The 25,367-nt window shown below is 45.6% G+C and carries 25 protein-coding genes; 15 read left to right on the forward strand and 10 right to left on the reverse strand.

Annotated features, from left to right (window positions below):
- Window positions 1-12: 12 nt before the first annotated feature.
- Window positions 13-351 (reverse strand): flagellar hook-basal body complex protein FliE, encoded by a 339-nt coding sequence (fliE, locus tag L5M37_RS20805; protein ID WP_263201745.1) that lies wholly within the window; start codon window positions 349-351, stop codon window positions 13-15.
- A gap of 28 nt (window positions 352-379) precedes the next feature.
- Window positions 380-1,690 carry a sigma-54 dependent transcriptional regulator gene (locus L5M37_RS20810; protein ID WP_113940835.1) on the reverse strand — a complete coding sequence of 437 codons (1,311 nt, stop codon included), beginning with the start codon at window positions 1,688-1,690 and terminating at the stop codon, window positions 380-382.
- A 1,101-nt stretch (window positions 1,691-2,791) separates the two neighbouring features.
- On the opposite strand from L5M37_RS20810, the gene L5M37_RS20815 reads away from it, so the two are divergent.
- The 9 genes from L5M37_RS20815 to L5M37_RS20855 all read left to right on the forward strand — a co-directional run bounded on the left by L5M37_RS20815 (window position 2,792) and on the right by L5M37_RS20855 (window position 10,680).
- On the forward strand, window positions 2,792-3,610 hold the full coding sequence (locus tag L5M37_RS20815; RefSeq protein WP_263197074.1) for a FliM/FliN family flagellar motor switch protein: 819 nt from the start codon (window positions 2,792-2,794) through the stop codon (window positions 3,608-3,610).
- Window positions 3,603-3,962 (forward strand): FliM/FliN family flagellar motor switch protein, encoded by a 360-nt coding sequence (locus tag L5M37_RS20820; protein WP_131523384.1) that lies wholly within the window; start codon window positions 3,603-3,605, stop codon window positions 3,960-3,962. The genes L5M37_RS20815 and L5M37_RS20820 overlap by 8 nt, the downstream gene beginning before the upstream one ends.
- Window positions 3,959-4,693 carry a flagellar type III secretion system pore protein FliP gene (gene fliP, locus L5M37_RS20825; RefSeq protein WP_219235566.1) on the forward strand — a complete coding sequence of 245 codons (735 nt, stop codon included), beginning with the start codon at window positions 3,959-3,961 and terminating at the stop codon, window positions 4,691-4,693. Before L5M37_RS20820 ends, fliP begins: the two co-directional genes overlap by 4 nt.
- A 4-nt stretch (window positions 4,694-4,697) precedes the next feature.
- Complete coding sequence (locus L5M37_RS20830; protein WP_006083412.1) at window positions 4,698-4,967, forward strand: flagellar biosynthetic protein FliQ; 270 nt, start codon at window positions 4,698-4,700, stop codon at window positions 4,965-4,967.
- A gap of 1 nt (window position 4,968) precedes the next feature.
- Entirely contained in the window at window positions 4,969-5,748 is a 780-nt protein-coding gene (fliR, locus tag L5M37_RS20835) for a flagellar biosynthetic protein FliR (protein ID WP_263201746.1), read from the forward strand.
- Entirely contained in the window at window positions 5,745-6,875 is a 1,131-nt protein-coding gene (flhB, locus tag L5M37_RS20840; protein WP_263201747.1) for a flagellar biosynthesis protein FlhB, read from the forward strand. The genes fliR and flhB overlap by 4 nt, the downstream gene beginning before the upstream one ends.
- A 15-nt stretch (window positions 6,876-6,890) precedes the next feature.
- Entirely contained in the window at window positions 6,891-8,972 is a 2,082-nt protein-coding gene (gene flhA / locus L5M37_RS20845) for a flagellar biosynthesis protein FlhA (protein ID WP_113940840.1), read from the forward strand.
- A 316-nt stretch (window positions 8,973-9,288) separates the two neighbouring features.
- Window positions 9,289-10,044, forward strand: a complete 756-nt coding sequence (gene ric, locus L5M37_RS20850) for an iron-sulfur cluster repair di-iron protein (RefSeq protein ID WP_263201748.1) — start codon at window positions 9,289-9,291, stop codon at window positions 10,042-10,044.
- 132 nt (window positions 10,045-10,176) lie between these two features.
- On the forward strand, window positions 10,177-10,680 hold the full coding sequence (locus L5M37_RS20855; protein ID WP_105250431.1) for a helix-turn-helix domain-containing protein: 504 nt from the start codon (window positions 10,177-10,179) through the stop codon (window positions 10,678-10,680).
- Between the two features lie 29 nt (window positions 10,681-10,709).
- Here L5M37_RS20855 and L5M37_RS20860 read toward each other — a convergent pair whose 3' ends face one another.
- The 7 genes from L5M37_RS20860 to lptM all read right to left on the reverse strand — a co-directional run bounded on the left by L5M37_RS20860 (window position 10,710) and on the right by lptM (window position 16,134).
- The gene (locus tag L5M37_RS20860) at window positions 10,710-11,288 is read right to left on the reverse strand and encodes a HupE/UreJ family protein (protein ID WP_105250432.1); all 579 of its coding nucleotides are present in this window, start codon (window positions 11,286-11,288) and stop codon (window positions 10,710-10,712) included.
- A 113-nt stretch (window positions 11,289-11,401) separates the two neighbouring features.
- Window positions 11,402-12,133 carry an HAD-IA family hydrolase gene (locus tag L5M37_RS20865; protein ID WP_168825913.1) on the reverse strand — a complete coding sequence of 244 codons (732 nt, stop codon included), beginning with the start codon at window positions 12,131-12,133 and terminating at the stop codon, window positions 11,402-11,404.
- Window positions 12,133-13,053, reverse strand: a complete 921-nt coding sequence (xerC, locus tag L5M37_RS20870) for a tyrosine recombinase XerC (protein ID WP_263201749.1) — start codon at window positions 13,051-13,053, stop codon at window positions 12,133-12,135. Before xerC ends, L5M37_RS20865 begins: the two co-directional genes overlap by 1 nt.
- 57 nt (window positions 13,054-13,110) lie before the next feature.
- Complete coding sequence (locus L5M37_RS20875) at window positions 13,111-13,740, reverse strand: DUF484 family protein (RefSeq protein ID WP_173496192.1); 630 nt, start codon at window positions 13,738-13,740, stop codon at window positions 13,111-13,113.
- Window positions 13,737-14,564 (reverse strand): diaminopimelate epimerase, encoded by an 828-nt coding sequence (gene dapF / locus L5M37_RS20880; RefSeq protein WP_105250436.1) that lies wholly within the window; start codon window positions 14,562-14,564, stop codon window positions 13,737-13,739. The genes L5M37_RS20875 and dapF overlap by 4 nt, the downstream gene beginning before the upstream one ends.
- A gap of 76 nt (window positions 14,565-14,640) precedes the next feature.
- Window positions 14,641-15,885 (reverse strand): diaminopimelate decarboxylase, encoded by a 1,245-nt coding sequence (gene lysA / locus L5M37_RS20885; RefSeq protein WP_263201750.1) that lies wholly within the window; start codon window positions 15,883-15,885, stop codon window positions 14,641-14,643.
- Window positions 15,886-15,942: 57 nt separating this feature from the next.
- Window positions 15,943-16,134, reverse strand: a complete 192-nt coding sequence (lptM, locus tag L5M37_RS20890) for an LPS translocon maturation chaperone LptM (protein ID WP_173496190.1) — start codon at window positions 16,132-16,134, stop codon at window positions 15,943-15,945.
- Between the two features lie 79 nt (window positions 16,135-16,213).
- Between lptM and cyaY the strand changes: the two genes are divergently transcribed.
- The gene (gene cyaY / locus L5M37_RS20895) at window positions 16,214-16,543 is read left to right on the forward strand and encodes an iron donor protein CyaY (protein ID WP_105250439.1); all 330 of its coding nucleotides are present in this window, start codon (window positions 16,214-16,216) and stop codon (window positions 16,541-16,543) included.
- Window positions 16,544-16,610: 67 nt separating this feature from the next.
- On the opposite strand, the gene L5M37_RS20900 is transcribed toward cyaY, so the two are convergent.
- Window positions 16,611-19,022 carry a class I adenylate cyclase gene (locus tag L5M37_RS20900; protein ID WP_263201751.1) on the reverse strand — a complete coding sequence of 804 codons (2,412 nt, stop codon included), beginning with the start codon at window positions 19,020-19,022 and terminating at the stop codon, window positions 16,611-16,613.
- A 202-nt stretch (window positions 19,023-19,224) separates the two neighbouring features.
- On the opposite strand from L5M37_RS20900, the gene hemC reads away from it, so the two are divergent.
- The 5 genes from hemC to L5M37_RS20925 form a co-directional block, all read left to right on the forward strand.
- Entirely contained in the window at window positions 19,225-20,157 is a 933-nt protein-coding gene (hemC, locus tag L5M37_RS20905) for a hydroxymethylbilane synthase (RefSeq protein ID WP_131523367.1), read from the forward strand.
- A 4-nt stretch (window positions 20,158-20,161) separates the two neighbouring features.
- Window positions 20,162-20,902 (forward strand): uroporphyrinogen-III synthase, encoded by a 741-nt coding sequence (locus tag L5M37_RS20910; protein WP_263201752.1) that lies wholly within the window; start codon window positions 20,162-20,164, stop codon window positions 20,900-20,902.
- A gap of 60 nt (window positions 20,903-20,962) precedes the next feature.
- Window positions 20,963-22,144 carry a uroporphyrinogen-III C-methyltransferase gene (locus tag L5M37_RS20915; RefSeq protein WP_263201753.1) on the forward strand — a complete coding sequence of 394 codons (1,182 nt, stop codon included), beginning with the start codon at window positions 20,963-20,965 and terminating at the stop codon, window positions 22,142-22,144.
- Window positions 22,141-23,307, forward strand: coding sequence for a heme biosynthesis HemY N-terminal domain-containing protein (locus tag L5M37_RS20920; RefSeq protein ID WP_212601586.1), 1,167 nt, complete (start codon window positions 22,141-22,143; stop codon window positions 23,305-23,307). The genes L5M37_RS20915 and L5M37_RS20920 overlap by 4 nt, the downstream gene beginning before the upstream one ends.
- 433 nt (window positions 23,308-23,740) lie before the next feature.
- A partial coding sequence (locus tag L5M37_RS20925) for a retention module-containing protein (protein WP_263201754.1) occupies window positions 23,741-25,367 on the forward strand: 1,627 nt, incomplete at its 3' end.

Below are 25,367 nucleotides of genomic sequence, written 5' to 3' on the forward strand. Positions count from 1 at the left end.
TCACACAATTCCTTAAATAGGCATCTTCATTACATCGTCAAATGCTTGCACAAGACGATTACGAATTTGGAGCATAGTCGCAAATGACAAACTGGCTTTTTGCGAAGCCACCATAGCACCGACGAGATCATCGCTTTTTCCACTATCGACAGCCGCCATCGCCATAGAGGATTGGTTCTGATCTTGGTTAACGGCAGAAACTTTACTCTTAATCAAGTCAGTGAATGACCCATAAGCCATACCATTATCGGCAGGGTTTGAAGTGATGTTGATCGCCCCTTTAGCCACTTCACGATGAATGTTTAAGGTTTCCATTAACATATTTGAGCCAACAATCGCTCCATTAGACATAATCCATTCCTATTACTTTTTGATTGCTCTAAGCTGCTCGACCCGCTTGCTCTAATAACATTTCGATATCTATACCCGCTTCCCGCATTTGTACGAGGCGATATCTTAAGGCTCTAGTCGTCATCCCTAGCGCCTCTGCACTTAACGTGCGTTGCCCATTAAAACGTTTAAGTACATCAATAATATATTGAAACTCTGCCTGTTGTTTTGACGCTTTAAGCCCATCTGAGGCGCCTAAAGGCTCCAACTCAAGCATTTCTTCTTGAATGTTTAACCCGAGTTCCGCAACTTGAATCGCCTGACCTCTACGCATCACTAATGCACGTTGAATACAATTTTCTAGCTCTCTTACATTTCCGGGCCAATCATAGTTAACGAGCACTTGTCTTGCGTGCTCACTGAAATAACAGCGACTTGAGCAATCAGATTGGCCATATAAATTTAAGAAATGTTCAGCTAGAGGCAGGATGTCAGCCTTTCGTTCTCTTAAAGGCTTAATTTTCAGAGGTAAAACATCTAATCGATAGAACAAGTCCTCCCTAAAATGTCCAAACTCCACGGCTTGTCTTAAGTCGCGATTGGTAGAGGCAATGACTCTGATATCCAGTGGTATAACATGCTGGCCACCGAGTCTTTCGACCTCACGCTCCTGTAGCACCCGAAGTAACTTCGCCTGTAACGGCAAGGGCATTTCACCAATTTCATCGAGTAATAAAGTACCGCCATTGGCCTGCTCAAATTTTCCAGCCTTATCACAAATGGCACCAGTGAAGGCACCTTTGACATGCCCAAAGAGAACGGACTCTAGAATACTTTCAGGGATGGCAGCGCAGTTAATCGCAACGAAAGGCTTATGTGAACGGGAGGAGTGGCGATGAATATAACGAGCAAGCGGTTCTTTACCAGTACCACTTTCACCCAATAATAAAACACTGGCCTCAGTGGTTGCGGCGCGATGGGCCAACATCAACAATTGTCGACTAACAGAAGCCGCGACAACCAAACTAGAATCAGGTAACTCTAAGCGGTGTAATCGTTGAATTGAGGCAAGTAACTGCTCAGTTTCTACGGGAATTAATAGATAATCCTGTACGCCAGCTCGCATGGCAGCGGCTGCCAACTCACCTTGCTCTGGTGCTAATAACGCGACGATATTACGGCCAGGAAAACGGGCAAGATAAGACTTCACATCACAAGGACTACAATCCGACAAGTTAACGATAGTGAGCCAAGGTAATTCCATTGCATCACTCCACAGATAAAAATCCTCATGTGTTATTTTGCATGCAAGTTCCGCAGATATGTTTAACCCTTCAATCCGTATACTTAGGCCACCCACTCACTAACTCCCTTTCGTTTACAGTACATTAAATAACACCTTAATTTAGACCTATAAGTCTTTGTGTTTGAGTGTATATAAAATCTATTACCACTTACTTATCCATCTAGATGAATGAGCAATAAATAACTCAAGCCATTAAGAACAGTAAAAACAAATGCGGAAGCGAAATGCGGAAGATATATTTCCGCATGTAATATCAAAGCCAGCAATAGAGAACTACACACAATGAGTATCCACATTGACAATGGCTAAGGATATGCCCTCAACTAAATAAGGTTAAAACGTGTTCTAGTGCAATCATCGATAAGAAATGTGACCAGCAACAAAGTTTAAGGTATCACCGAATTATATGAATAAATTGCTATCAACCATGAAAGTTCTAAAAGAAAAACCGCAAAAAAGTGATACATATAACTTAGGACTGACTTATACCAAATATATTTGTAAAATAATATATGACAATGATAAAAATGCACCATCGATACTTTTAAAATAGTGACAAAATTTAACCACCAATGTTTAACATTAAATAAACCACAAGATATAGCGCACAAAAAACAATGAAAATCAAAGACAAACAGATTTGCAACACAAAATCATCATTAATAATCAATATGTAAATGCTGACATAAATATTGCCCGCCAAAATATCGACAAATGTCAAAATAATATCTAACCGCCTTTTTATTGACGCGAAAATGCAAAACCTAAAGCATTAATATCTTCTTACACAATCTCAAAATAAACATTTTGTTCACAACCAACTTTACCCTACAATTCTATTCACATATATTTCAGCATTTCTTATAATTATTATTGAATACTTAAGCCTTATTAACTTATCATCCTCGTCGTTTAAAACAGAGTCGAACCTAAAGTTCAACGCTTAACTGTTTTAAGAAATTCATTAATCCTTAACGATAAAGAAATAAATATTTAGGCACTCTGTTTGTGTATGTTTTTTATGCGCCAACTGAATCACGGAGGTAGCCAAGCAGCATTCTAGTAGTAAAAACACGTTTAATAGGAAGAACAATGAAGACGACGGCGAAAGCTAGGCTTATAAAATCAAATTCCAATGAAATAATTAGACCTATTATGCTAGTTCAAGAAAAGCTAGCGAGAACGCGATTATTGCAACAGCTAGAAAAGCTACATCGTCCACTTATCGATGCCATAAATAATATCCTATCTCCGCTACTAAGACAGGGTCATCCCGCTGTTTCGGGGTCAACGTTAACAGAACCTAGAACACCTGTCGTTCCAGAACATTGCTATTCATGGTTTGTATTAAAACATCATCAAAATACCCTCGGTTATTGGAGAATTGATCGCTGCACGCTCGATCAATTGGCGAGTAATTATTACGGTAATACCTCAACACCATTAAGTTCTCCTTTGAGAAACCCCAGCCAATCTGAATTTAGGTTAGCCAAAAAGTTGCTACTTTCCGTAGTGGAGGAGCTACCTAATAGCACGATCGAAACCAATAATCTTGAAGTTGAGCTCATAAAAGGCCATATGCCACTCGCAGTATCGGCAGTATGGTCGTTCAATTTTACCAATGGCCCACTAACCCCTCCAATGCTCTTTTGTTTAACTGAGCATTTACTGGGGCATCTGGCCGAACAGCCTAAGAAATCTGAAGTATCTGCGGATTTACCCGCAAAACTAGCCGTCTGGCTAAAAAGTCTCCCCATAAAAATGCAGCTGACATTAGGGCAACATAGCATCCCGGTGCAATCACTCAGCCAATTAAAAACTGGGGATATTTTACCTATTAATCTCTATCCAAAAACCTTGTTATCAATCGGAAACACACCGCTATTTCATGCCTCTGTGCATAGTCATGAAGGACAGATGGTAGCGAAATTGACCCAAGATATTTATCAGCATGAGGAGCATGACATTGGCTGAACAATCTATTTTATCGGATGATGATTTTCTATTAGAGGACGATATTTTCTCTGAGAGAGCATTTTCAAAGCCGGACACCCATAACCGTAAATTGAAAAATAATAATTTTTTTCAACAACTTCCTGTTCAAGTTACTCTCGAACTGGCCAGTGCTGAAATGTCTTTAGGCGAACTGAATCGTATGGGAGAAGGTGATGTTATCGCACTCGACCGTATGGTGGGTGAACCGCTGGATATCAGAGTAAATGGAGCACTATTAGGAAGAGGCGAAGTCGTAGAAGTGGCAGGCAGATATGGCGTACGTTTGCTGGAAATAGAGAGCATTACTCTCGATGGGACAAGTAACGAATGATAGTTCGGGTATTGTTACTGGCGATTCTATTGTTTGCTCCCCAAGCCCTCGCATCGGAAGGACTGACCTTATTCACACTGGATAGCGCTCAAGACAGTCAAGCAGTTAACATTAAACTCGAAATTTTAGCGCTCATGACGGCCATTAGTTTCTTGCCCATCATGCTGATGATGCTAACCAGTTTTACTCGTATTATCATTGTATTAGCAATTCTCCGACAAGCTCTCGGACTACAACAAAGTCCCCCTAACCGAGTGCTTGTTGGGATAGCATTAGTACTCACTATCTTTATTATGCGCCCAGTGGGAGACAAAATTTATAAGGAAGCTTATTTGCCCTATGACCAAGGTAAGATCGAATTGATGGAGGCTGTCTCAATAGCCAAAGTCCCTTTAACTCGATTTATGCTGGCGCAGACAAGAGAAACTGATCTTGAGCAAATGCTGAAAATAGCTAACGAACCCACACACATGAAAGCAGCAGAGGAAGTCCCCTTTTTTGTCCTTATGCCCGCATTTGTACTGAGTGAACTCAAAACAGCTTTCCAAATTGGCTTCTTACTTTTCTTACCTTTCTTAGTTATCGACTTGGTTGTCGCAAGTGTCCTCATGTCTATGGGGATGATGATGTTGTCACCGTTAATTATTTCTCTCCCATTTAAACTGATGGTTTTTGTATTAGTCGATGGTTGGGCTATGACGGTAAGCACCTTAACCGCAAGTTTTGGGTAGCTAGATGGACATCAATGAACTGACCTCGCTCTTTGCTGACTCAATGTTTCTCGTCATCATCATGGTTTCTGTGTTGGTGACACCTGGACTCATTCTAGGCTTAATCGTTGCGGTATTTCAGGCTGCGACACAGGTCAATGAACAAACCTTGAGTTTTCTGCCAAGGCTTATCATTACTCTACTTATGGTTCTGTTTTCAGGCCATTGGCTCATACAACAGCTAAGTGATTTATTTGACAGGCTGTTTATGAATATTCCTCATATTATCGGTTGATATGCTTTCCCTCACCTCAACCGAACTCAGCATGTTAATCGGCAGCCTTTGGTGGCCATTCTGCCGGATCATGGGGGCATTTATGATAATGCCCTTGTTAGGTAATTCCTATGTGCCTGCAACAGTAAGAATTTTTCTTGCCTTAAGTATTGCAGCGCTTATTGCACCTATGCTGCCACCCGTTCCCGCTGTCGATGCGCTCTCGCTTGGAGCATTGTTTTTAGCCATAGAGCAACTACTGACTGGATTTATGCTCGCGCTATTTTTAACCATTTTAATCCATGTGATGACCATGCTTGGCACTATTATGTCGATGCAGATGGGTCTAGCGATGGCGGTGATGAACGATCCCGCTAATGGCGACACCAACCCCATTCTCAGTGAATGGTTACAAATCTTTGGTACATTGATTTTTCTGGCTCTTGACGGTCATTTAGTCGGGCTCAACATCATTGTTGATAGCTTTCGTTTATGGCCAATTGGAAATGGGATTTTTGACTTACCGCTAATGGGATTGGTTAGTCGAATGGGCTGGCTATTTGCTGCATCGCTGATGCTCGCCATACCCGCAGTACTCGCCATGTTAATGGTTAACATCACTTTTGGTGTATTAAGCCGCGCTGCGCCGTCATTAAACATCTTCTCGCTCGGGTTTCCCATGACCTTGTTGATGGGCTTGATTTGCGTCTTCCTTTCGTTAAGCGGCATTCCAACTCGTTACAGTGATCTGTGCTTAGACGCATTAACTGCCATGTACCAATTTATCGGAGGGATCTCATGAGTAAAACACCCCAACAAGATAAAACAGAAAAAGCTACACCGCAGAAAAAGCGTAAAGCGAGAGAAGAAGGCCAAGTTCCACGATCTAAAGATCTTGCCTCCGCAGCACTGGTCGTTGGTTGCTCTGCCATGCTGACCAGTAATGCGGATTGGTTTGCGACGAGAGTCAGTGGATTAGCTAAATACAATATGCTGCTCACCCGAGCAGAGTTAGATCAACCAGACATCATGATGCGCCATCTTGGCGCCAGCCTAGTCGAAATGCTAAGTATCTTAGGCCCACTATTCATCATGGTTGCTCTGTTGGCCGCAGTTGCAGGAGCCTTGCCTGGGGGGCCGATATTTAATTTTGGAAATGCTAATTTTAAGTACAGTCGAATCGATCCTCTTGCCGGTGTCGGAAGAATATTTTCCGCTCAATCTCTTGTTGAGTTACTCAAGTCATGCCTAAAGATTGTGTTACTGATCGGAATTATGTTGGTTTTCTTGAATGGTCACTTACAAGAACTACTTAGCTACAATCAACGCCCTATTGATGAAGCGGTTCGTGATGGCATCAATCTACTGTCGCAAGGCATGTTTTATCTTGGTACTGGACTACTCGTGATCGCCTTTATTGATGTGCCTTACCAATATTGGCATAACAGCAAAGAATTACGTATGTCACGCCAAGAGGTCAAAGACGAGCATACCCAGCAAGAAGGTAAGCCAGAGATTAAAGCTAAAATCCGCCAAATACAGCAACGAATGGCTCGCTCTAGGGCAGATACCACCATTCCAAAAGCGGATGTTCTCTTGGTTAATCCCACTCACTATGCCGTGGCATTAAAATACAATCCTGACTTAGCGGATGCGCCTTACGTCATCACTAAAGGCACCGAAGAACTCGCCCTCTATATGCGAGAACTCGCTAAAAAACATGATATTGAAATTATTGATATCCCACCGCTCACGCGGGCTATTTATCATTCAACGCAAGTCGATCAACAGATACCCAGTGCCCTTTTTATCGCCATAGCGCACGTATTAAGTTACGTCATGCAAATAAAAGCATCTCGTAAGGGCTTACAGCAGAAACCTGAGCCTTTACCACATTTTTTTATTCCCCCTAATTTACGTCACGATTAAAGGATTGCTTAACCTATGAATTGGCTTTCTCGCACCTTTTCAGGAAATTACAGCTATATCGGCATTCCAGTCATGCTGCTCGCTATTCTGGCAATGGTGATTTTACCGCTGCCTGCATGGCTACTGGACATTTTGTTTACATTTAACATCGTCCTTGCCGTCATGGTGCTGCTGGTGAGCGTCTCGATCCGGCGACCATTAGAGTTTTCTGTATTCCCAACCTTATTGCTCCTTGCGACCTTAATGCGTTTGACCTTAAACGTTGCATCGACGCGCGTAGTACTCATTGAAGGTCATGAAGGAGGCGATGCTGCGGGTAAAGTGATCCAAGCCTTCGGTGAAGTCGTTATTGGCGGAAACTATGTCGTCGGTGCGGTTATCTTCTTAATTCTAATGATTATTAACTTTGTTGTAATCACTAAGGGTGGCGAGCGGATCTCTGAGGTATCGGCGCGATTTACATTGGATGCCCTACCGGGTAAACAGATGGCGATCGATGCCGATCTCAATGCTGGCACACTCACACACGAACAAGCCAGCCTACGTCGCCAAGATGTCGCCAGAGAAGCAGACTTTTATGGTTCCATGGATGGAGCCTCAAAATTTGTGAGGGGGGATGCCATCGCAGGACTCTTGATCTTAGCCATCAACATTATTGGCGGGATCAGCATAGGCATCTTTATGCATGATCTGAGTACAACAGAAGCCTTTAAAACCTATGCACTATTAACCATTGGTGATGGTCTAGTTGCACAAATTCCATCATTACTACTCGCCACTGCTGCCGCAATTATTGTGACTAGGGTATCTGATGCAGAAGAAATGCCGACCCAATTGAGTCGACAGTTACTGGCTAACCCGAGAACCTTAGCCACTGCAGCCATTGTGATGGCGATTCTCGGTATCACCCCGGGCATGCCAGCACTGGTATTTTTATCTTTTGCAATACTACTAGGCTTTGCGGCGTGGAAACAAAACCAGAATAAGGCCTCCTTTACTGAAGAGAAAACTGAAGAACTCATAGAAACCAGCCTGACAGAACCTTCAGCGCCAAGCTGGGAATCCCTGCCTTTTACCGACATCATCGAAGTACGATTAGGCTATAGATTGGTTCATCTAGTCGAAAAAACCAAAGGAGCAGAATTACAAAAACGCCTAACAGGGATCAGACGTACTCTTTCAGAACAAATCGGATTTCTGCTATCGGAAGTGAGAGTGCGCGACAATCTAGCCTTAGCACCACATGCATACCAAATTAACTTTATGGGCACTCAAGTGGCTATCGCCGAATTAGAGCCTGATCTACTGTTAGCAATAAAAAGTGGTCCTGTGTACGGCAAAATTGATGGGATTTTAACTAAGGAACCCGCTTACCAAATGGATGCGATTTGGATTACGCCTGAACTAAAAGCCAAAGCACTCAATTTAGGTTATTCGGTCGTCGATAATGCGACAATCATTGCCACTCATGTCAGTAAGTTATTGCGCGAATCACTGCCTGAACTATTGCAACATGATGATATTATGCAATTAACTGACAGGCTCAGTAAGCAAGCCCCCAAACTGGCGGAATCACTCAGTACCTGTTTAACCCCCATTCAGTTACTCAAAGTTTTCCGCTTGTTACTCAAAGAGCAAGTGCCGCTAAAAGACATACGCACCATAGCAACGACCTTGCTGGAATGCAGCGAGCAAACCAAAGATCCCGTTCTACTCGCCGCCGATGTGCGCTGCGCTTTACGCAATAGTATTTTGCATCAAATCGCAGGCAGCAGTCCGCAGTTGAATGTACTTACGCTGACCGCAGAATTAGAACAAACCTTAATGACAGCGTTAAATCAATCGCAACAACAGGGCCGAGTTGCATTGGATAGTTTCCCTATCGAACCTAATCTACTGGCGCAGCTACAACAAAGAATGCCCCAATTACTCGCGGAGACAAAAGAGAAAGGCTATAACCCTATCCTACTTGTTTCACCGCAACTCAGGCCTTTCCTCGCACGTTACGCATTAGCATTCGCCCGTGGACTTCATGTTTTATCCTATAATGAAGTCCCTGAAACAAAAGAACTTATGATTGCGGGACAACTCGGGTAATCATTACTCACAGTAGCTTAGCAAGACCCGCTGAGAGAGGTGCAACACACCTCTCTCTAACTTAACTGCATCGCTCATCACAACAAACTAAGCCTCTCAGCAAACCACAACTGCATACCTCCTATAGAATATTGATAACTCACAGCTCCAATCTCATTTCCAATCAAAGCAATACCCTTCTACTCCTTAAGAGATATTTCGCTCGTCTAACTGTGACATCATCGGCAAATCCTGAGTATTTTAGTCAGGTTTAGTTGCCACGATTAAAAGCTGCAAATAATATGAATGTAAATTTATTGCTGCTCTGGAGCTACTCATGTCTGCTACGTCTGTCTCAAAAGATGCACAACTCCCACCCCATGGGTTTAATTCTCAACACAATCATTGGCTAGAACGAAAAATTGGTGAGCTAGTGGCGGAAGACTTTCGCCGCGCACATGTGTTTAGTCAATTTGGTATCGATTTTTGTTGTGGCGGGGGTAAATCACTGGTGGTCGCCTGTGAGCGTGCAGATGTAGATCCTGCAAAAGTGGTTGCTGCGCTGAATGCCGCAACACTTACTGGTGGCAAAGAAGATGAATTAAATCAATTACCCTTAGATCAACTTATCGAATATATAGAATCAACGCACCATCAATACGTGCGCGAAAAAGCCCCTTTATTGGTCGAATATTCCGAGAAAATGATTCGCGCTCACGGTGAGCACTATGCCGAAATCGTTCCCTTTGCAGGTTGGGTACGAGCCTTAGTTGAAGACTTAATGCCGCATTTAATGAAGGAAGAAAAAATACTGTTTCCGGCGATCCGCGCCATGAGTCATGGAGAGCAGGTTGAGGCTTGCTTTGGCCATATTGGCAACCCCATCAATGCGATGCAACATGAGCATGAAGAAGTCGGTTTGATTTTGCAAAAATTACACGAGCTCACTAACGACTTCACACCACCTGAATATGCGTGCACTACATGGCGTGTTTGTTATGCCACTCTGGCGGAATTTGAGGCGGACTTACATCAGCATATTCACGTAGAAAACAATATTCTATTTCCTAAGGCATTGGGTCTCACCCAATAATTGATTAAATGTTTATCCCGTAGCGGCTCCAAATTACGGATTATCCGCTTAACCTTGAGGCTAGACCTAAGTCTGGCCTTTCAATTGTTGACGTGCTACAACAAGTCATGTGTCGCTGACGGATAAGCTGCCATGACATTTCAATCATTTGCACTCGATGATATTGCCAATTTGCACGAGTCGGCCCAAGTAGAATTTAAACTCGCAGGTGGCCGCGATGGCCAAGGTCAATTACCCGAAGACATTTGGGCGACTTATAGCTCTTTTGCCAACACCTTGGGTGGCGAGATCATCCTAGGTGTGCGGGAAGAGCGTGGCCATTTCAGTATTGAAGGCATTCCCAACCCCCTTCCCGTCTTGCAAGAATTTTGGGAAATCCTCGATGACCCGAGTCGCACGAGTCACAATCTTTTAGCGATCTCGGATGTACAGATTATTGAAATTATGAACAAAAAACTCATTCGTATCCGCGTACCGCTGGCGCCTGAGCAGCTCAAACCTATCTACGTAGGCAGCGATCCTTACACTGGGAGTTATTTTAGGGTAGGAGATGCCGACATGCATGCAAGCCGTCGACAAGTCAATCTACTGCTACGCCGCGCCCATCTTTGCATGAAGCAACTCAAGGCGCGTTAATCCAGTAAATCTAACGTCCTGTTATTACGTTAAAAACCTGCTAATAGATAGCCGCCCATGGCCGCAATCGCCACGCCAGTAACGCGCATTAAATTGCGTTGCCCTGTCATCCGCTGCATTCCAAGGCCTATCATTACGCCGCCTAAATGGATGACTGCTGTACCAAATAAAAATCCTAGGGCATACAGGACTGGGCTAGCCAATTCCGGCATTTCAGCGCCGTGGGCGTGACCATGAAAAATCGCGAATACGCCCACAAAGGCCATAGCGAATAACAACGGGATTTGACGATCAAAAGCGATGGCAAGACCGAGCAACAACACAGAGAGGGCAATACCTATTTCAACAAAGGGAACAGCAATCGCATATAAACCTAAAATCCCACCCACTAACATAAAGGTGACAAATGCTAAGGGGACAGTCCAAATCGCGCGGCCACCGAGCTGGGTGCTCAACATGCCCACACTCAGCATAGCCAGCAAGTGATCGAAGCCCAATACGGGATGGTTAAAACCCGACATGAAACCGCCACCTGAATGGATCTCATGGGCCGATACCGGCGCGATCCAACATAAAGTGAGCAGTAATAACAACCCGATACGCGCCATAAAATAGCCTTAGTCAGTGACTTTAGTGATATAAAACTTAACTTTAGTGCAAATTTGGCTGGCAAACCTTGATCTCAATCACCCAAAGATACAGATTAAAAATGCACGCTAAGTTAGTTTACGTCGATAGCCAATACTTTTGTCAAAGCGTCGAGGGAGGCTATTTCTAAATGGGGCAACAAGGCGGCTATCGGTAAGGAATCGACTCGACCAAAACTGGGATTTAGCCACACAGACTGACACCCCGCCAATCGAGCACCACGAACGTCGGCATTCATACTGTCGCCAACATGCAGTAAATGTTGCGGTGCAATGTTTAATCGCGAGCAGGCCAATTCGAACATGTCTTTAGCGGGTTTCATATGCACGCCATTACCTGGATGCAACACAAACTCGAAGGCATCACCTAAACCAATCCGCTCGGCATCCACATTGCCATTGGTGATCCCGACTAATCTAAAATGCTGCGATAAGCGCTTGAGTAATAAGAGCACTTCGTCAGACACTTGAAAATGGCTGCGATAAAAATAAAAGCATGCTAATCCTTGCTCGGCGCCGCGTTCGGCTTCAGTCGACGAATACCCTAATTGTATTAGACCTTGGCGAAGCGTAGCTAAACGTGCTGCGCTGGTGTCGTGGGCGAGCTCACGATTTTGTTGCAAAAGTTGCAGTTTTAGCCTGCGCCAATCATGGGGTTGCCACGCCTGCGATAATGGATAAGTCTGCAACAGAAACGTCGCCAGCTCAGCCTCGGCATTTAAAATATGCGGCAGATTGTCGTACAGGGTATCGTCGAGATCGAAACTGATCGCTTGAATATGTTGAGGTCTAAGATAGCAACGCATTATTTATCCTGTGTTTTTTTCGCTCTAGGATGGGCGTTATCATACACCTTAGCTAAGTGTTGGAAATCCAAACTGGTGTAAATTTGCGTGGTCGCTAGGTTCGCATGACCCAATAATTCTTGCACCGCCCGCAAGTCGGCGCTCGCTTCTAACATGTGAGTGGCAAAGGAATGGCGCAGCTTATGGGGATGTACTCGCACCGATAATGCCTGCTCTTGACCCCATTTAGCCATGCGCGCCTGAATACTGCGATGGGAAAGTCGCTTGCCTTTTTCAGTCACAAATAAGGCGTTATCTTCACAGGGGATCTGCTTTCGGCAATTGAGCCAATTCTGCAGCGCAGTAATCGCTAAACGACCGACAGGGACGATACGCTCCTTATTGCCTTTACCTAAGACTCGCACTTCTTTCAAATCGTATTGCACACTGGATAAATTGAGCGCGGCAAGTTCTGCTAAACGTAAGCCACTGGAATAAAACAATTCCATCATGGCTTTATCACGCAGACTCAGCGGATCTGTACCTTCAATGTCCAGCAAGTGACTGATGGCATCGACATCGATATTCTTCGGCAGAGGTTTGGTCTGTTTGGGGGCACTTAAGCCTTTGGCGGGATTAAGCTCAATCACGCCTTCGCGCAGCAAAAATTCACCCCATTGTTTTACTGCCGATAAACACAGAGAAAGCGATCGCGGGCTTAAACCTTTGCGGTGCAATTTGGCTAACACTTGCTGCCAATGCTCGCGGCTCACATTGAGTAAATGCACGCCTTCGGGCAAGAGATCGCTACCGCGATTAAGCTCGTAAAGGTAATTCCGTACTGTATGGGCAGACAACTGTCGCTCGGTACTCAGATAACATTCAAAGGTTTGTAACCATTGAGTATTTAATGCCGACACTTCGCCTGTTTGCGTACTCATATCGGTTTCCTCGTGGGTTTTGCTAAGCTTTGGGTGAGCACTATAGCTCAACGACCGTTACAGCTTTGCAAGCATATGCGCCAGTAAACGCCGCAACTGTTCCAGCAGCATGTTATCCATATCAGGATGAAAATGGGTGACATCTTGACTAGCAATGGCAAAAATCACTGGGTTGTCTTCCGACAATTTAGTCAGTGCCACCGAGCCCACTTCGCTACCAAATAACCGTTTGGCTTCTTGTTGCGTTAGCCGACCAAAATAGTGACCTTTATGCAGCCTTTGATCCCATATTGCCTTCATATCGGCATCGAGAACGCTGATCAAACGCACATGACTGAAATTAAACTGTAATTTTAAACTGTCGGCTAAGATTTCTTTGAGTGACACTAGATCGGCACAATTCAGTAGTTGGAAGGATAACTCAGTATTGAATTGGTAAATTTTCTCGTTGCGCGCCGCCATCGTTAACAGACTGGTGATCTCTTCTTCCAACTGGCTGACTCGCTGGCGTAGCATTTCTTGACGACGTTCCACCAAAGAGATGGCGCCGCGCTCCAGGTGGGGCAGACGCATTGCCAGCAATAGCTCGGGATAGCGATTGAAAAAATCAGGATTATCAAGCAGATACTCGCGAATAATCAACTCATCAAAGGGCACATTCGTCTGCGGCATCAAGGGCTCTGTCATAACTGAATTTGTCCATCATAAACATGCTGCGCTGGACCCGTCATCCACAAAGGTTTCCCCTCGCCTTCCCAGTTGATGGTTAAAGTACCGCCGGGTAAATCCACCCGCACTTGCTGGCCGAGCTTCCCTTGCACTTGACCTACAACCACGGCCGCACACGCGCCAGTGCCACAGGCCAAAGTTTCGGCCGCACCACGTTCATACACCCGCAGCTTAATGTGGCCCGAATCTACTACTTGCATAAATCCCACATTCACACCACGGGGAAAGCGCTCATGCTTAGTGAGCATGGCACCAATTTCAGCAACAGCGGCGCTCGCCACATCTTCAACGTCGAGCACACAATGGGGATTGCCCATAGAAGCCGCGCCACATAAAAACGTTTGCAGTGGTGTTTGCAGTAAATAGGTTTTTTCGGCTTTCTTGGCTTTAAAAGGGATCAGACTTGGTTCAAGAATAGGCACGCCCATATTCACGGTAACTGTACCATCTCGCTCTAAACGCAGAGTCATCTTACCTGATGAAGTGCTAACACGGATTTTACTCTTATTGGTCAATCCTTTATTGCGCACAAAACGGGCAAAACAGCGGGCGCCATTACCGCATTGTTCGACTTCAGTACCATCGGCATTGAAGATGCGATAATGAAAATCTAAATCGGGATCATAGGGCGGCTCAACCAACAGTAATTGATCGAAACCTATGCCAAAGTTACGGTCGGCTAAACGGCGGATCTGCTCAGGCGAAAAGAACACGTTCTGCGTGACCCCATCGACCACCATAAAATCGTTACCCAGTCCGTGCATCTTAGTGAATTGGATCAAGATACTTATCCTTTAAGCCGAGGCGCCGCTCATTAAGTATGAAACCAAGCGCCTGAATCAATATAATTTTTCTAGTTTACGGCAGGAGTTGCTCACCTTGCCAGAGCTGAGACAATTTTTCTCGCTCACGCACTAAGAAAGCGTGCTCACCATCGACCATGACTTCGGCCGCACGAGGACGCGTGTTGTAGTTAGAGGCCATCGCAAAACCATAGGCACCACTCGAACGCACAGCAAGTAAATCCCCTGCCACTAAAGCCAGCTTGCGATCTTTACCTAAAAAATCACCTGTTTCGCAGACTGGACCAACAATATCAAACTCATAGGCCTCAGAGTCCCTTGGCACGACTGGGATAATATTTTGCCATGCGCTGTAAAGTGCTGGGCGAATTAAGTCATTCATCGCGCCATCGACAATCGCAAAACGCTTGTCGCTGTTTTCTTTCAGATAAAGCACCTGAGTAACAAAAATCCCCGCATTGGCGGCAATCGCACGGCCCGGTTCGAAGATCAGCTTAAGTTGACGGTCGCCCAAACGCGCTAATATGGCGGCGGCATACACATCAGGGTGCGGCGGGGTTTCAGCATCATAGGTCACACCTAAACCGCCACCCACATCAAAATGCTCAATGACGATACCTTGTTCAGCCAGACGATCGATCAACGCTAGCATACGATCCATTGCATCGAGGAAAGGTTGAATTTCGGTTAATTGCGAGCCGATATGGCAATCGACACCTTTCACTTTTAAATGTGGCAAAGCATGGGCACGGGCGAAGACGGTTTCGGCCTCATCCATAGCGATACCGAATTTATTTTCTTTAAGGCCAGTCGAAATATAGGGATGAGTACCCGCATCCACATCGGGATTGACTCGCAAGGAAACTGGCGCCATTTTACCTAAACGACCTGCGACCAAATTTAACTGCTCAAGCTCGGCGCTCGACTCGACGTTAAAGCAGTAAATGCCCAGATTAAGTGCCTGTTCCATTTCGGCCGCAGTTTTACCCACGCCAGAGAACACCACTTTAGCGGGATCGCCACCCGCTTCAATCACTCTTGCTAACTCACCACCCGAAACGATATCAAAACCACTGCCTAAACGTGCCAACACATTCAGTACGGCCAAGTTCGAATTAGCTTTTACTGCATAGCAAATCAAATGTGGATGATCTGCCACGGCATTATTAAAGGCATGCCAATGGCGCTCTAGCGTGGCGCGGGAATAGATATACAGCGGCGTGCCATAGGTTTGAGCTAAGTCGGCGACCTGGCAGCCTTCGGCGTGCAGGGCATTTTGTTGGTAGAGAAAGTGATCCAATGTCTGATTCCTTACTGCGCTTTATCGCTGCGATAGTGATGATAGTTATAGCTGCTATTATTGTTGTGTTTTTTGTACTTCGATGGCTCGAATTTCGGTTTTAATCTCTTCTACTTCAGGATCAGGTTTAGATGCCTCAACCTTTTTAGGCTGATTCACCTCTGTGGCCGGAGATCGATAGAGGGGGCCCTTCTGGCCGCATGCAGTAATGAATAGGCTACCAAGCAATAACAATAAAAACAGTCTCATTTTTCTCAACATCTGTGCATCTGGTGACTAATGGCCTTATAATCGCACCCATCTTGACGAAAGCAAAGGACAGAAATGCATGGCCATGACAGATACAGAATTTCACCAGCTCGCCGATGACATGTTCCAAGCCATAGAAAATGCGATTGAAACTGCGATTGATGAGCAAGATGCCGATCTTGATATCGATGCCAGTGGCAACGTATTGCAATTAGAATTTGTTGATGGCTCTAAGATTGTGATCAACAAGCAAGAACCTTTGCATGAGATTTGGGTCGCCACACGCTTTGGTGGATATCACTTTGGTTTTGTTGAAGGTAAATGGATGGACGGACGAAATGGCGGCGAGTTTATGCCATTCGTGCAAGAGTCTATCGAGCGCCAAGGCGGCATTAAGCTTAGCTTCTAATCTAAGCCTGTCGTAGTGCAAAACAATAATGGGAGCCTTGGCTCCCATTATTTATGTTAAAAACCAGCTAAAACTCAGTGTCTTGATCGCTAACATCGATACCGAAAGGCGCCACCGTTAGCTCTCCGGCTACCCGCACTAAATGGAAAAATTGCGGAATATTAAACCGCGCCCGTGAAGCATAATGCTCATCGAACACATAGTGATGGCTCACTTTATTTACTAACTCGGCCATGTTTGATCCCGCCTGCACGTAATGGCTTAGTTGATTTTCCTCATCGAGGATAAATACATCCAAGTTATCGACCCGTTGGCGTAGAAAATACTGAATCGCGCCTTTAGCCGCATAGTTTTGCACCACTTTAGGCATACTCGAGAAGGGATCGTCACCTAATTCAGGCCGCGGCAATAATACAAGATGACTGCGGGATAACTGTTGATAAAATGACTTGGCATCGCTTAAGTCCTGATAGGCCATACCTAAGGGATTAAAAAAGATCCCATAGCGAGTACGACTTATCTGCAGTGGCTGCACTAAGGTGCTGGATTGCTGCACTTGTTGGCACAAACGCATAGTTTGTTTTAGTAGATTTTTCACTGCTAATTTAAGCTGTGGGCGTAACTTCTGTGAACAGCTGATCACATCCATATCCACAGGTAAACTGGCTCGTCTTAGCCCCGGCGTCACAAAGGCTAAGGCTTGCAATACCGCCGTATCGCCTTCGAAACGATGACACTGCCATTCACCCCAACTATTCAAGCAAATCGCATCTAACGCACCAAGCATATTGGCTTTTTTACGCCCGAGTGAGAACACGTTCGCATTCATCACATCGACCATCATTTCCTGTCCTTGCCATTCAATGGTGGGATCGCAATCCAGATTGAGCACGAAAATCAGCTTACGAAAATGCCATGGCTGGCATAAGTCACGTTTAGATACACGCCAATCGTGGTCGATAAAATTCAGTAACCGCTTAGAAGCTTCGGTAAGCCGTTTCGACTTTGCCTTACTCTGACCATATTCATGCCATTGAGTACTCGGCGTCGAGATCCCATTTAAACATGCCCAAATCATTAAGGCTGAAGGAGTTTTTCCCTTACATATTGCCGACTCGCCTAACAAATTTTGTGGCTGAGGCCCTTGTCGATACAGATAATATTGACGATCGCGGGAGCTTGAGACCATAGTCACTTCGGACTCAGCGACTGAAGCACTCCACAGCAGATTCAGCTTAGCGATTTGGTCTTCATCTTGACTAAAATAGGTATGCAACTTGCGAGTCAGCATTCCCAAATCTTCGATCCGCAAGCCTTCATTTAACTCATGTGTCGATGCGAAGCGTAGTAAGGTTTGGTAGCTCGCTAATAACAGTTCATTCAGTTGCTCGTTAAACCAATTGAGCTGGCCACTATGCCAATGTTCACAATTGTCTAAAGTGCTAATCAGACTATCTGGCCATTGCCAATCCTGCACCAGCTGTTGCAATTTAGGATAACGCCAATCTTTGCCCTCTTGGGTTCGACTCAAGTGCACGCCACATTTTAAATAGAAGCAGCGCCGCACTATCTCTAGTCGGCGAGTATCATTCTGCTTAAGTAAATAGGTTTCGATAATCTCATAGATAGAGTAATAGGCATCATTCGAAGTCGAAAAATCACCGGCGAGCGTTTTCTGCCATAAGTGATCACAAAGCAGAGTTGAATGGGGATAATCACTGGCATAAGCCTCGAGTAGCAATACTTTAATCAGTGCCTTATGGGGCTTTTCTAAGCCCTTGTAGAGCTGCCATAACGAAGCACCAAAGTACTCACTCGCAGGTAATTCATGTACATCGCCTAAGGACAAGAGCGCAGGATTGAGTTTAGCGTCTGGCCACCATGCAATCGTTTTACCCGCCAAACGAATTTGACTGCGATAAAACTCTTCAAGTAATAACCAATGTTGCATACTACCGCTATGCTCATGGGCCATTGCTGATTGACATCCACGAACGGCTTTACCGCCACAAAACTGCTGCGGATGAACTAAGTAAAAATTCACCTCAAACTGATACTCGGCAAACCAAGCAGTCAATCGAGTCGCTTTAATCTTGATTAGCGCCAAATCCTCAGCACACAGATCGGCCCTATGTACTAACCAAACATCGACATCGCTCTTGGCATTTTGGCCAAAACTGCCAGTACTCCCCATCGCATAAACGCCTTCAAAGGCATTGATATCCGCTTCTTGAGTAGTAAAAGGCAGCGAGAACACATCGCAGGCCTGGGACTCAGTCTCACCAACCTGATACTCGTTGATTCCACAGGGCGTATTGGCGGCATGATAGCCAGGATACTGAACACCGTTCTGGTGAATTAAAAAAGGGATCAAATGGAATAAGTGTTTTTGTAGCGGCGATAGCAAAGCTAGGGCGCGTGCAATACGTACCTTATTAAGTCTTTCTGCTATATCAGGAAACTGTATTTGCCGATCCATTCAAAAACACAACACTTAAGCACTTATGGGAAATGTGCTCATGTTAACACTTTTACAAACTCGAGCAACTAAACGTGAAGCCAGTCACACTTTCACGGTATCTAGAACATCGCCAACTTCAAAGAATCGATACGGCTTCCTTACATAAACGATTTGCCAATGTTAGCATTGGCGCAACTAAGATCTTTGATGGAAACTAGGCATGTCTGAGAACCGCATACGTATCGCAACCCGCAAGAGTCCGCTGGCCATGTGGCAAGCTGAATTTGTTAAAGCCGAATTAGAACGCATTCACCCCGGTATTGTGGTGGAATTGCTGCCAATGAGCACTAAAGGCGACGTTATCTTAGATACGCCGCTAGCCAAAGTGGGCGGTAAAGGTTTGTTCGTCAAAGAGCTTGAAGTCGCCATGTTAGACGATCTTGCCGATATCGCGGTGCATTCAATGAAAGACGTGCCAGTCGACTTCCCCGAAGGCTTAGGCCTTGAAGTCATTTGCGAGCGCGAAGATCCACGCGATGCCTTTGTATCGAATTTATATAAATCGATCAGCGAATTACCATTAGGTGCAACTGTGGGCACCTCGAGCCTACGTCGTCAATGCCAACTGCGCGCATCACGCCCTGACCTTATTATCAAAGATTTACGCGGTAACGTAGGCACTCGTTTAGCTAAACTTGATAACGGCGAATACGATGCCATTATTCTTGCCGCTGCTGGCTTAATTCGCCTGAAATTGTCTGAGCGGATTGCCAGCTTTATTTCTGCCGAAGAATCCTTGCCCGCCAACGGCCAAGGCGCAGTGGGTATCGAATGTCGCACCAACGACGCACGCGTTAAGGCCCTACTGGCACCATTAGAACATTTAGAAACGCGCTACCGTGTGATTGCCGAGCGCGCGATGAACACACGCCTAGAAGGTGGATGCCAAGTGCCGATTGGCGCATTTGCCGAAATCAATGGTGATGAGATGACATTACGCGGCCTAGTCGGTAACCCTGATGGTAGTGAAATCATCGAAGGCGTGATCACAGGTCCAAAAACCGACGCCACGCAATTAGGGGTTGCCCTTGCCGAAGAGCTATTGAGCAAAGGCGCAAAAAGCATACTCGACGCTGTTTACGCTAAAGCCTAAGTCGATGAAAGTCTTACTGACGCGCCCAGAAGGGCGCAATCAGTCCATGATCGATGCCTTGAATCAACAAGGCATTAGCCATTGGGTTACACCTCTGCTGTGTGTCGAAGCAACGCCGCCCATCACAACGAATAACTCGCACCCACTGGCACACGCCGATATGATTATCTGTATCAGCGCTAATGCAGTCAGCTTTGCCGACTATGCCTTAACAACCGCTCATTCTCGAATAAAAGGCTGGCCTCAAGCTCAATATTTCGCCGTAGGTCATGCGACTTGGGAAGCATTAAATCAACTCGGCATTAAAGCCTTCGAAGCCCCAGATGATTGTCAGCAGACCGAAGGTCTACTCACGCTTGCGCCTTTGCAAGATATTAAAGGTAAGCAGATTACGATCATACGTGGCGTTGGTGGCCGTGAAGCCTTAGCTGAACGACTGGCTGAGCGCGGGGCAACAGTGCGCTATTGGGAAGTATATCAACGGGCTTGTCCACCACTCAATGGACAACAGATCGCACAACAATGGCAAGAGTTTGGCATCGACACTATTGTCGTCACCAGCGGTGAAGTACTGGATAACCTGATTAATCTAGTGCCAAAAGAGTTATTTGCATGGCTGCGCTCATGTCATATCATAGTCCCAAGTAACCGAGTAGAAGCTCAAGCTCACGCCTTTGGTATAACCCAAGTCACCAATGCCAATGCCGCCAACAGCAAAGCCGTGCTAAACGCCCTTAAACTCTAAGCGCTATTTAGCCCAATTTAACTCGAATTTCGGCAGTAGCATGTTTTCAAGGACTGTTAAATGGATAACAACAAGCACGACGCAAAGAGCCCTGAATTACAGGCTACCTCTATTATTGAACCATCAATAACGACTGATGACACGCCCGTAACTTCAGCGCCATCTTCTGAATCCCAAACAGCCAAAGCCACACCTTCAAGCACGCCGAGTCAAACAGCAGTACCCAATAGAAGTTCATGGGCGATTCGCTTTGGGGTGTTATTAGCGCTGGGTTTAACCGCTTGCACCCTTGGCGGTGGTTTTATGCTGTACCAACAGATGCAACAGCAACTGCTGGCGCAGGATGCGAAAAATATCGCCCTGCAGGACCAATTACAGCAAGCCCTGCTACAACCCAACCAACGTATTGGCCAGCTTGAACAGCAACAACTGAATGATGCTAAGACCTATCAAGAATTAACAAAATTGGCAGAAGACCAAAATCAACTACAGGACAGGATCAATAAACTCGCCCAACGCAGCCCAACGCATTGGATGGCGTCAGAAGCCGAATATCTAGTAAACATGGCGGGCCGTAAACTTTGGTTAGAAAAAGATCCCCGCACCGCCACCGATCTATTAAAGTCGGCGGATGAAACCATCGCCGCCATGAACAATCCCGCTTTGCTACCTATTCGTAAAGCTCTGGCAAAAGATATCGCCGCGACTGCAAGTATTAAAACCACAGATATTGATGGTAGTGTATTAGCACTCGATGCCTTAATTGAGCAACTCGATAAGCTACCACTTAATCGCAGCGATGCAGAAACCGATGCCCCTGAAGATACAAACATTACTGGCGATTTAAATGACTGGCAGAGCAACTTAGGGAAGACGTGGAAAGCGTTAACCCAAGACTTTATCACCATACGCCATAGAACCGCCGATGCACCCGCTTTACTTGCTCCTGAGCAACAGTGGTATCTGGTTGAAAACATTCGTCATAAACTGCTGCAATCTCAACTTGCGTTATACCGCTACGACAGAGTCGCTTATCACCAATCATTAATGATGGTGCGTAAGTGGATTCAAACCTATTTTGATACTCAAGATCACAGCACTGCTGAAGCCATCGCCAAAATCGATAAATTGGCGACATTAGAACTTGATCCTATTACTCTGAAATCCTTTGCCGCAAAACCTCTGCTATTACAGCTGACAAGCTATGGTGAGCTGACCTCATCAGAGGATGTGCCATTATGATCAAGATATTAATTTTCTTAGGGATAATACTAATAGGGCTCTGCATTAGCCCTTGGTTGGTGGGCAACACAGGTTATGTATACATTGCGGCAGGTGACTACCAGATTGAGACCAGTTTAGTCTTTGGGATCATTGCCTTAATTGTATTTTATGCCATGTTCCAAGTACTAGAATGGTTGGTGATTAGCGCTATTAATCTCATGCTGCGTAGCCGTTTTATTCCTCGCCACTGGCGCCGTCGCTCCGCGAAAAAGCATACCTTAATGGGTGCACTGGCTCTGGCAGAAGAAGATTGGCCAGCAGCGGAACGCGCTATGATAAAAGGCGCCGATAATGGCGAACTCCCTGCACTTAATTTACTTGCAGCAGCTCGTGCAGCCCAATATCAACAGAAAATAGCAGAGCGTGATCAATATCTTGACCGTGCTGCAACACAACCGCTGGCCGCGAATGCCGTCGCAACCACGCGTACTCGATATCTGTTAAAACAAGGAGAGTTAGCTTTAGCCCGCGCCGAGCTCGATAAATTAGCCCCCACAAGTAAGAGCAAAGCACCGGTACTCAAACTCGCCCTCGAGTTATATCGAGCACAAGAGGATTGGGATGCGCTCAAGCTATTGTTACCTATTTTGAAGAAGCGCCAGATCCTAGATGACACCCAGCTAAATGAACTCAATGTAATCACTCACTGCGCTTTACTCAAAGCCGCAACCATTAAAGGCGAAGAAGCCTTAGAACAATGCTGGCAGTGGTTATCTCGCAGTGAGCGCAATCAGTCTGAGTTTTTGGCGATTTATGCTGTGGGTTTATGCCGCTTTAATCGCAAAGAGCAAGCGCTGAAGCTACTCTCGAAAAAATTACGCACTTCTCCTGAATCAGCGCTTTTAGAAGTCATTCCAGAAATAACGACAGCCCAAGATACAGAAATCCGTAAGCAGTTACTCAAGCATGAAATCACCCATGAGAATAATGCCGACTACCAGATGTGCTTAGCTAAACTTTATCAGCAAACACGGGATATGAAAGAAGCCAGAACCTGCTGGCAAAATGTTTGCCGACTCGAACCCACAAAAGCCTCTTGGTTGGCGCTTGCGCGGATTCAAGAACAGTTAGGCGAACAAGGTAACGCAAATCAAAGTTATCGTCAGGCGGTTAATCTGTAGTTCTACAATGCCTGCAACCTAGTCGCCGTGATTTGAGTAACGAAAGATCACGGCACTTGCCAATGCTGGCATATTAAAACCCACTTAACTTGCCAAAAATGTTAAAAACTAGATCGTGTCGCTTCTTTTCCGTAAAAACCACTCTCCCAATCCAGATTAATTTCTTATAACTATGCTTAATCTTAGAGTTAAAAAGTACTAAATACGGCCCTTTTTATAGATATAGCTACTACATCTAGTTACAGGTCTAAAAATTGTCACTTTTGCGTATTAAGATCCGTAAAACCGCATAAGAACAGGCGACACAAGCGCGTCAAAAAATTGACTTAAGTCGTTTCGTTAGCTAAAATTCCACCACTTGTATCACAGTGCGACATATTTGTTGGACTTGTGCGTCTATGGATTAACACACTTTGGCTGTTGGGAGCTTACTATGGGATCGGTAATTACATCAAAGAAAGGTTTGCTTAAGTTAGTAAAAGGGCAAATCAATGTCGAAGTTGATGGTTCAAATCAACCCGCTAAGGATGGCGAACAACTCCCTAAAGGTGCTGTGCTCCATATTGGCGAAAACGCAACCTATGAAATTACCTTCGATGATGGCACTAAGCTATCAAATGAAGTCGCGCCCAGCGAAACTACTGCAGCAGCCTCTGGCACGGCTAACGAAGCAGCCCTAGATGAAATTCAAGCATTACAAGATCTTATTGCATCCGGTGAAGACCCAACTCAGAACCTACCAGAAACCGCAGCAGGCAACACACCAGGCAGTGATGGTAACTCGGGCTATGTCACTCTAGCCCGTAGCGGCACAGAAACCATTGCAGCTTCAGGCTACTCAACAAGCGGCCAAGCACTGACTGGAACGACGGTTAATATTCCACAATTCACCATTGCAGCAGACTCACCTTCAGCACTTGCTAATGACAGCAACACTTCCAATGAAGATACTGTAGCGACTGGCAATGTGCTCGATAACGACACTGATGTGGATTCCACTCTAAGTGTTGTGAGCTTCGAAATCAGCGGCACCACCTACGCAGCAGGCACAGAAGTGACTCTCGAAGATGGTGTTTTAGTTTTAAATATCGATGGTTCTTACACCTTCACGCCGAATGAAAACTGGAATGGCCAAGTACCTGTCATTACCTACACAACCAACACGGGCTCAACTGCAACGCTAACCATTAATATCAGCCCTGTCGATGATCCTTCCATCCTTGCAAATGACAGCGCCACAGTTGCAGAAGACACTGCAGCAACAGGCAATGTGCTTGATAATGATTCCGATATCGACAGCACCCTGTCCGTTGTCAGCTTCACCGTGAATGGCGATACCGTTACCGCAGGCACCACGGTCGTCTTAGAAGGCGGCAGCTTAGTCATCAATGCCGATGGCTCTTACACCTTCACGCCGAATGCAAACTGGAATGGCCAAGTACCAGTCATCACCTACACCACTAACACTGGTTCAACGGCCACATTAACCATTAATGTTACCCCTGTTGATGATGCCTCTGCGTTAGCCAACGATACTAATACCGTTGATGAAGATACCGTTGCCACCGGTAACGTGCTCACCAATGACAGCGATGTGGATAATGAACTATCTGTGGTCAGCTTCACCGTGAACGGTGATACTGTTACAGCGGGCACCACCGCTTCCTTAGAAGGCGGCGACTTAGTCATCAATGCCGATGGCTCTTACACCTTCACGCCTAATGCGAACTGGAATGGCCAAGTACCTGTCATTACCTACACAACTAACACTGGTTCAACGGCAACGCTAACCATTAATGTTAATCCTGTCGACGATCCCGCTGACATCACGGTCGGTAACGGCGACAGCGATGCCGGCACCGTCACCGAAGACGGCGATTCCGACACCCTGCCAGGCACAGTACAAACGGTGGCTGGCACCTTAACCGTCACCGACGTCGACAACGGCGAAGCGGTCTTCCAAGTGCAAACCAATGTCGCCGATGGCAACTACGGTTTCTTCAGCATTGATGCCGACGGTAACTGGACCTACACCTTAAACAACAGCCACAGCGACGTGC

The organism is Shewanella sp. SM69, from assembly GCF_025653985.1.
Taxonomy (GTDB): Bacteria; Pseudomonadota; Gammaproteobacteria; order Enterobacterales; family Shewanellaceae; genus Shewanella; species Shewanella oncorhynchi.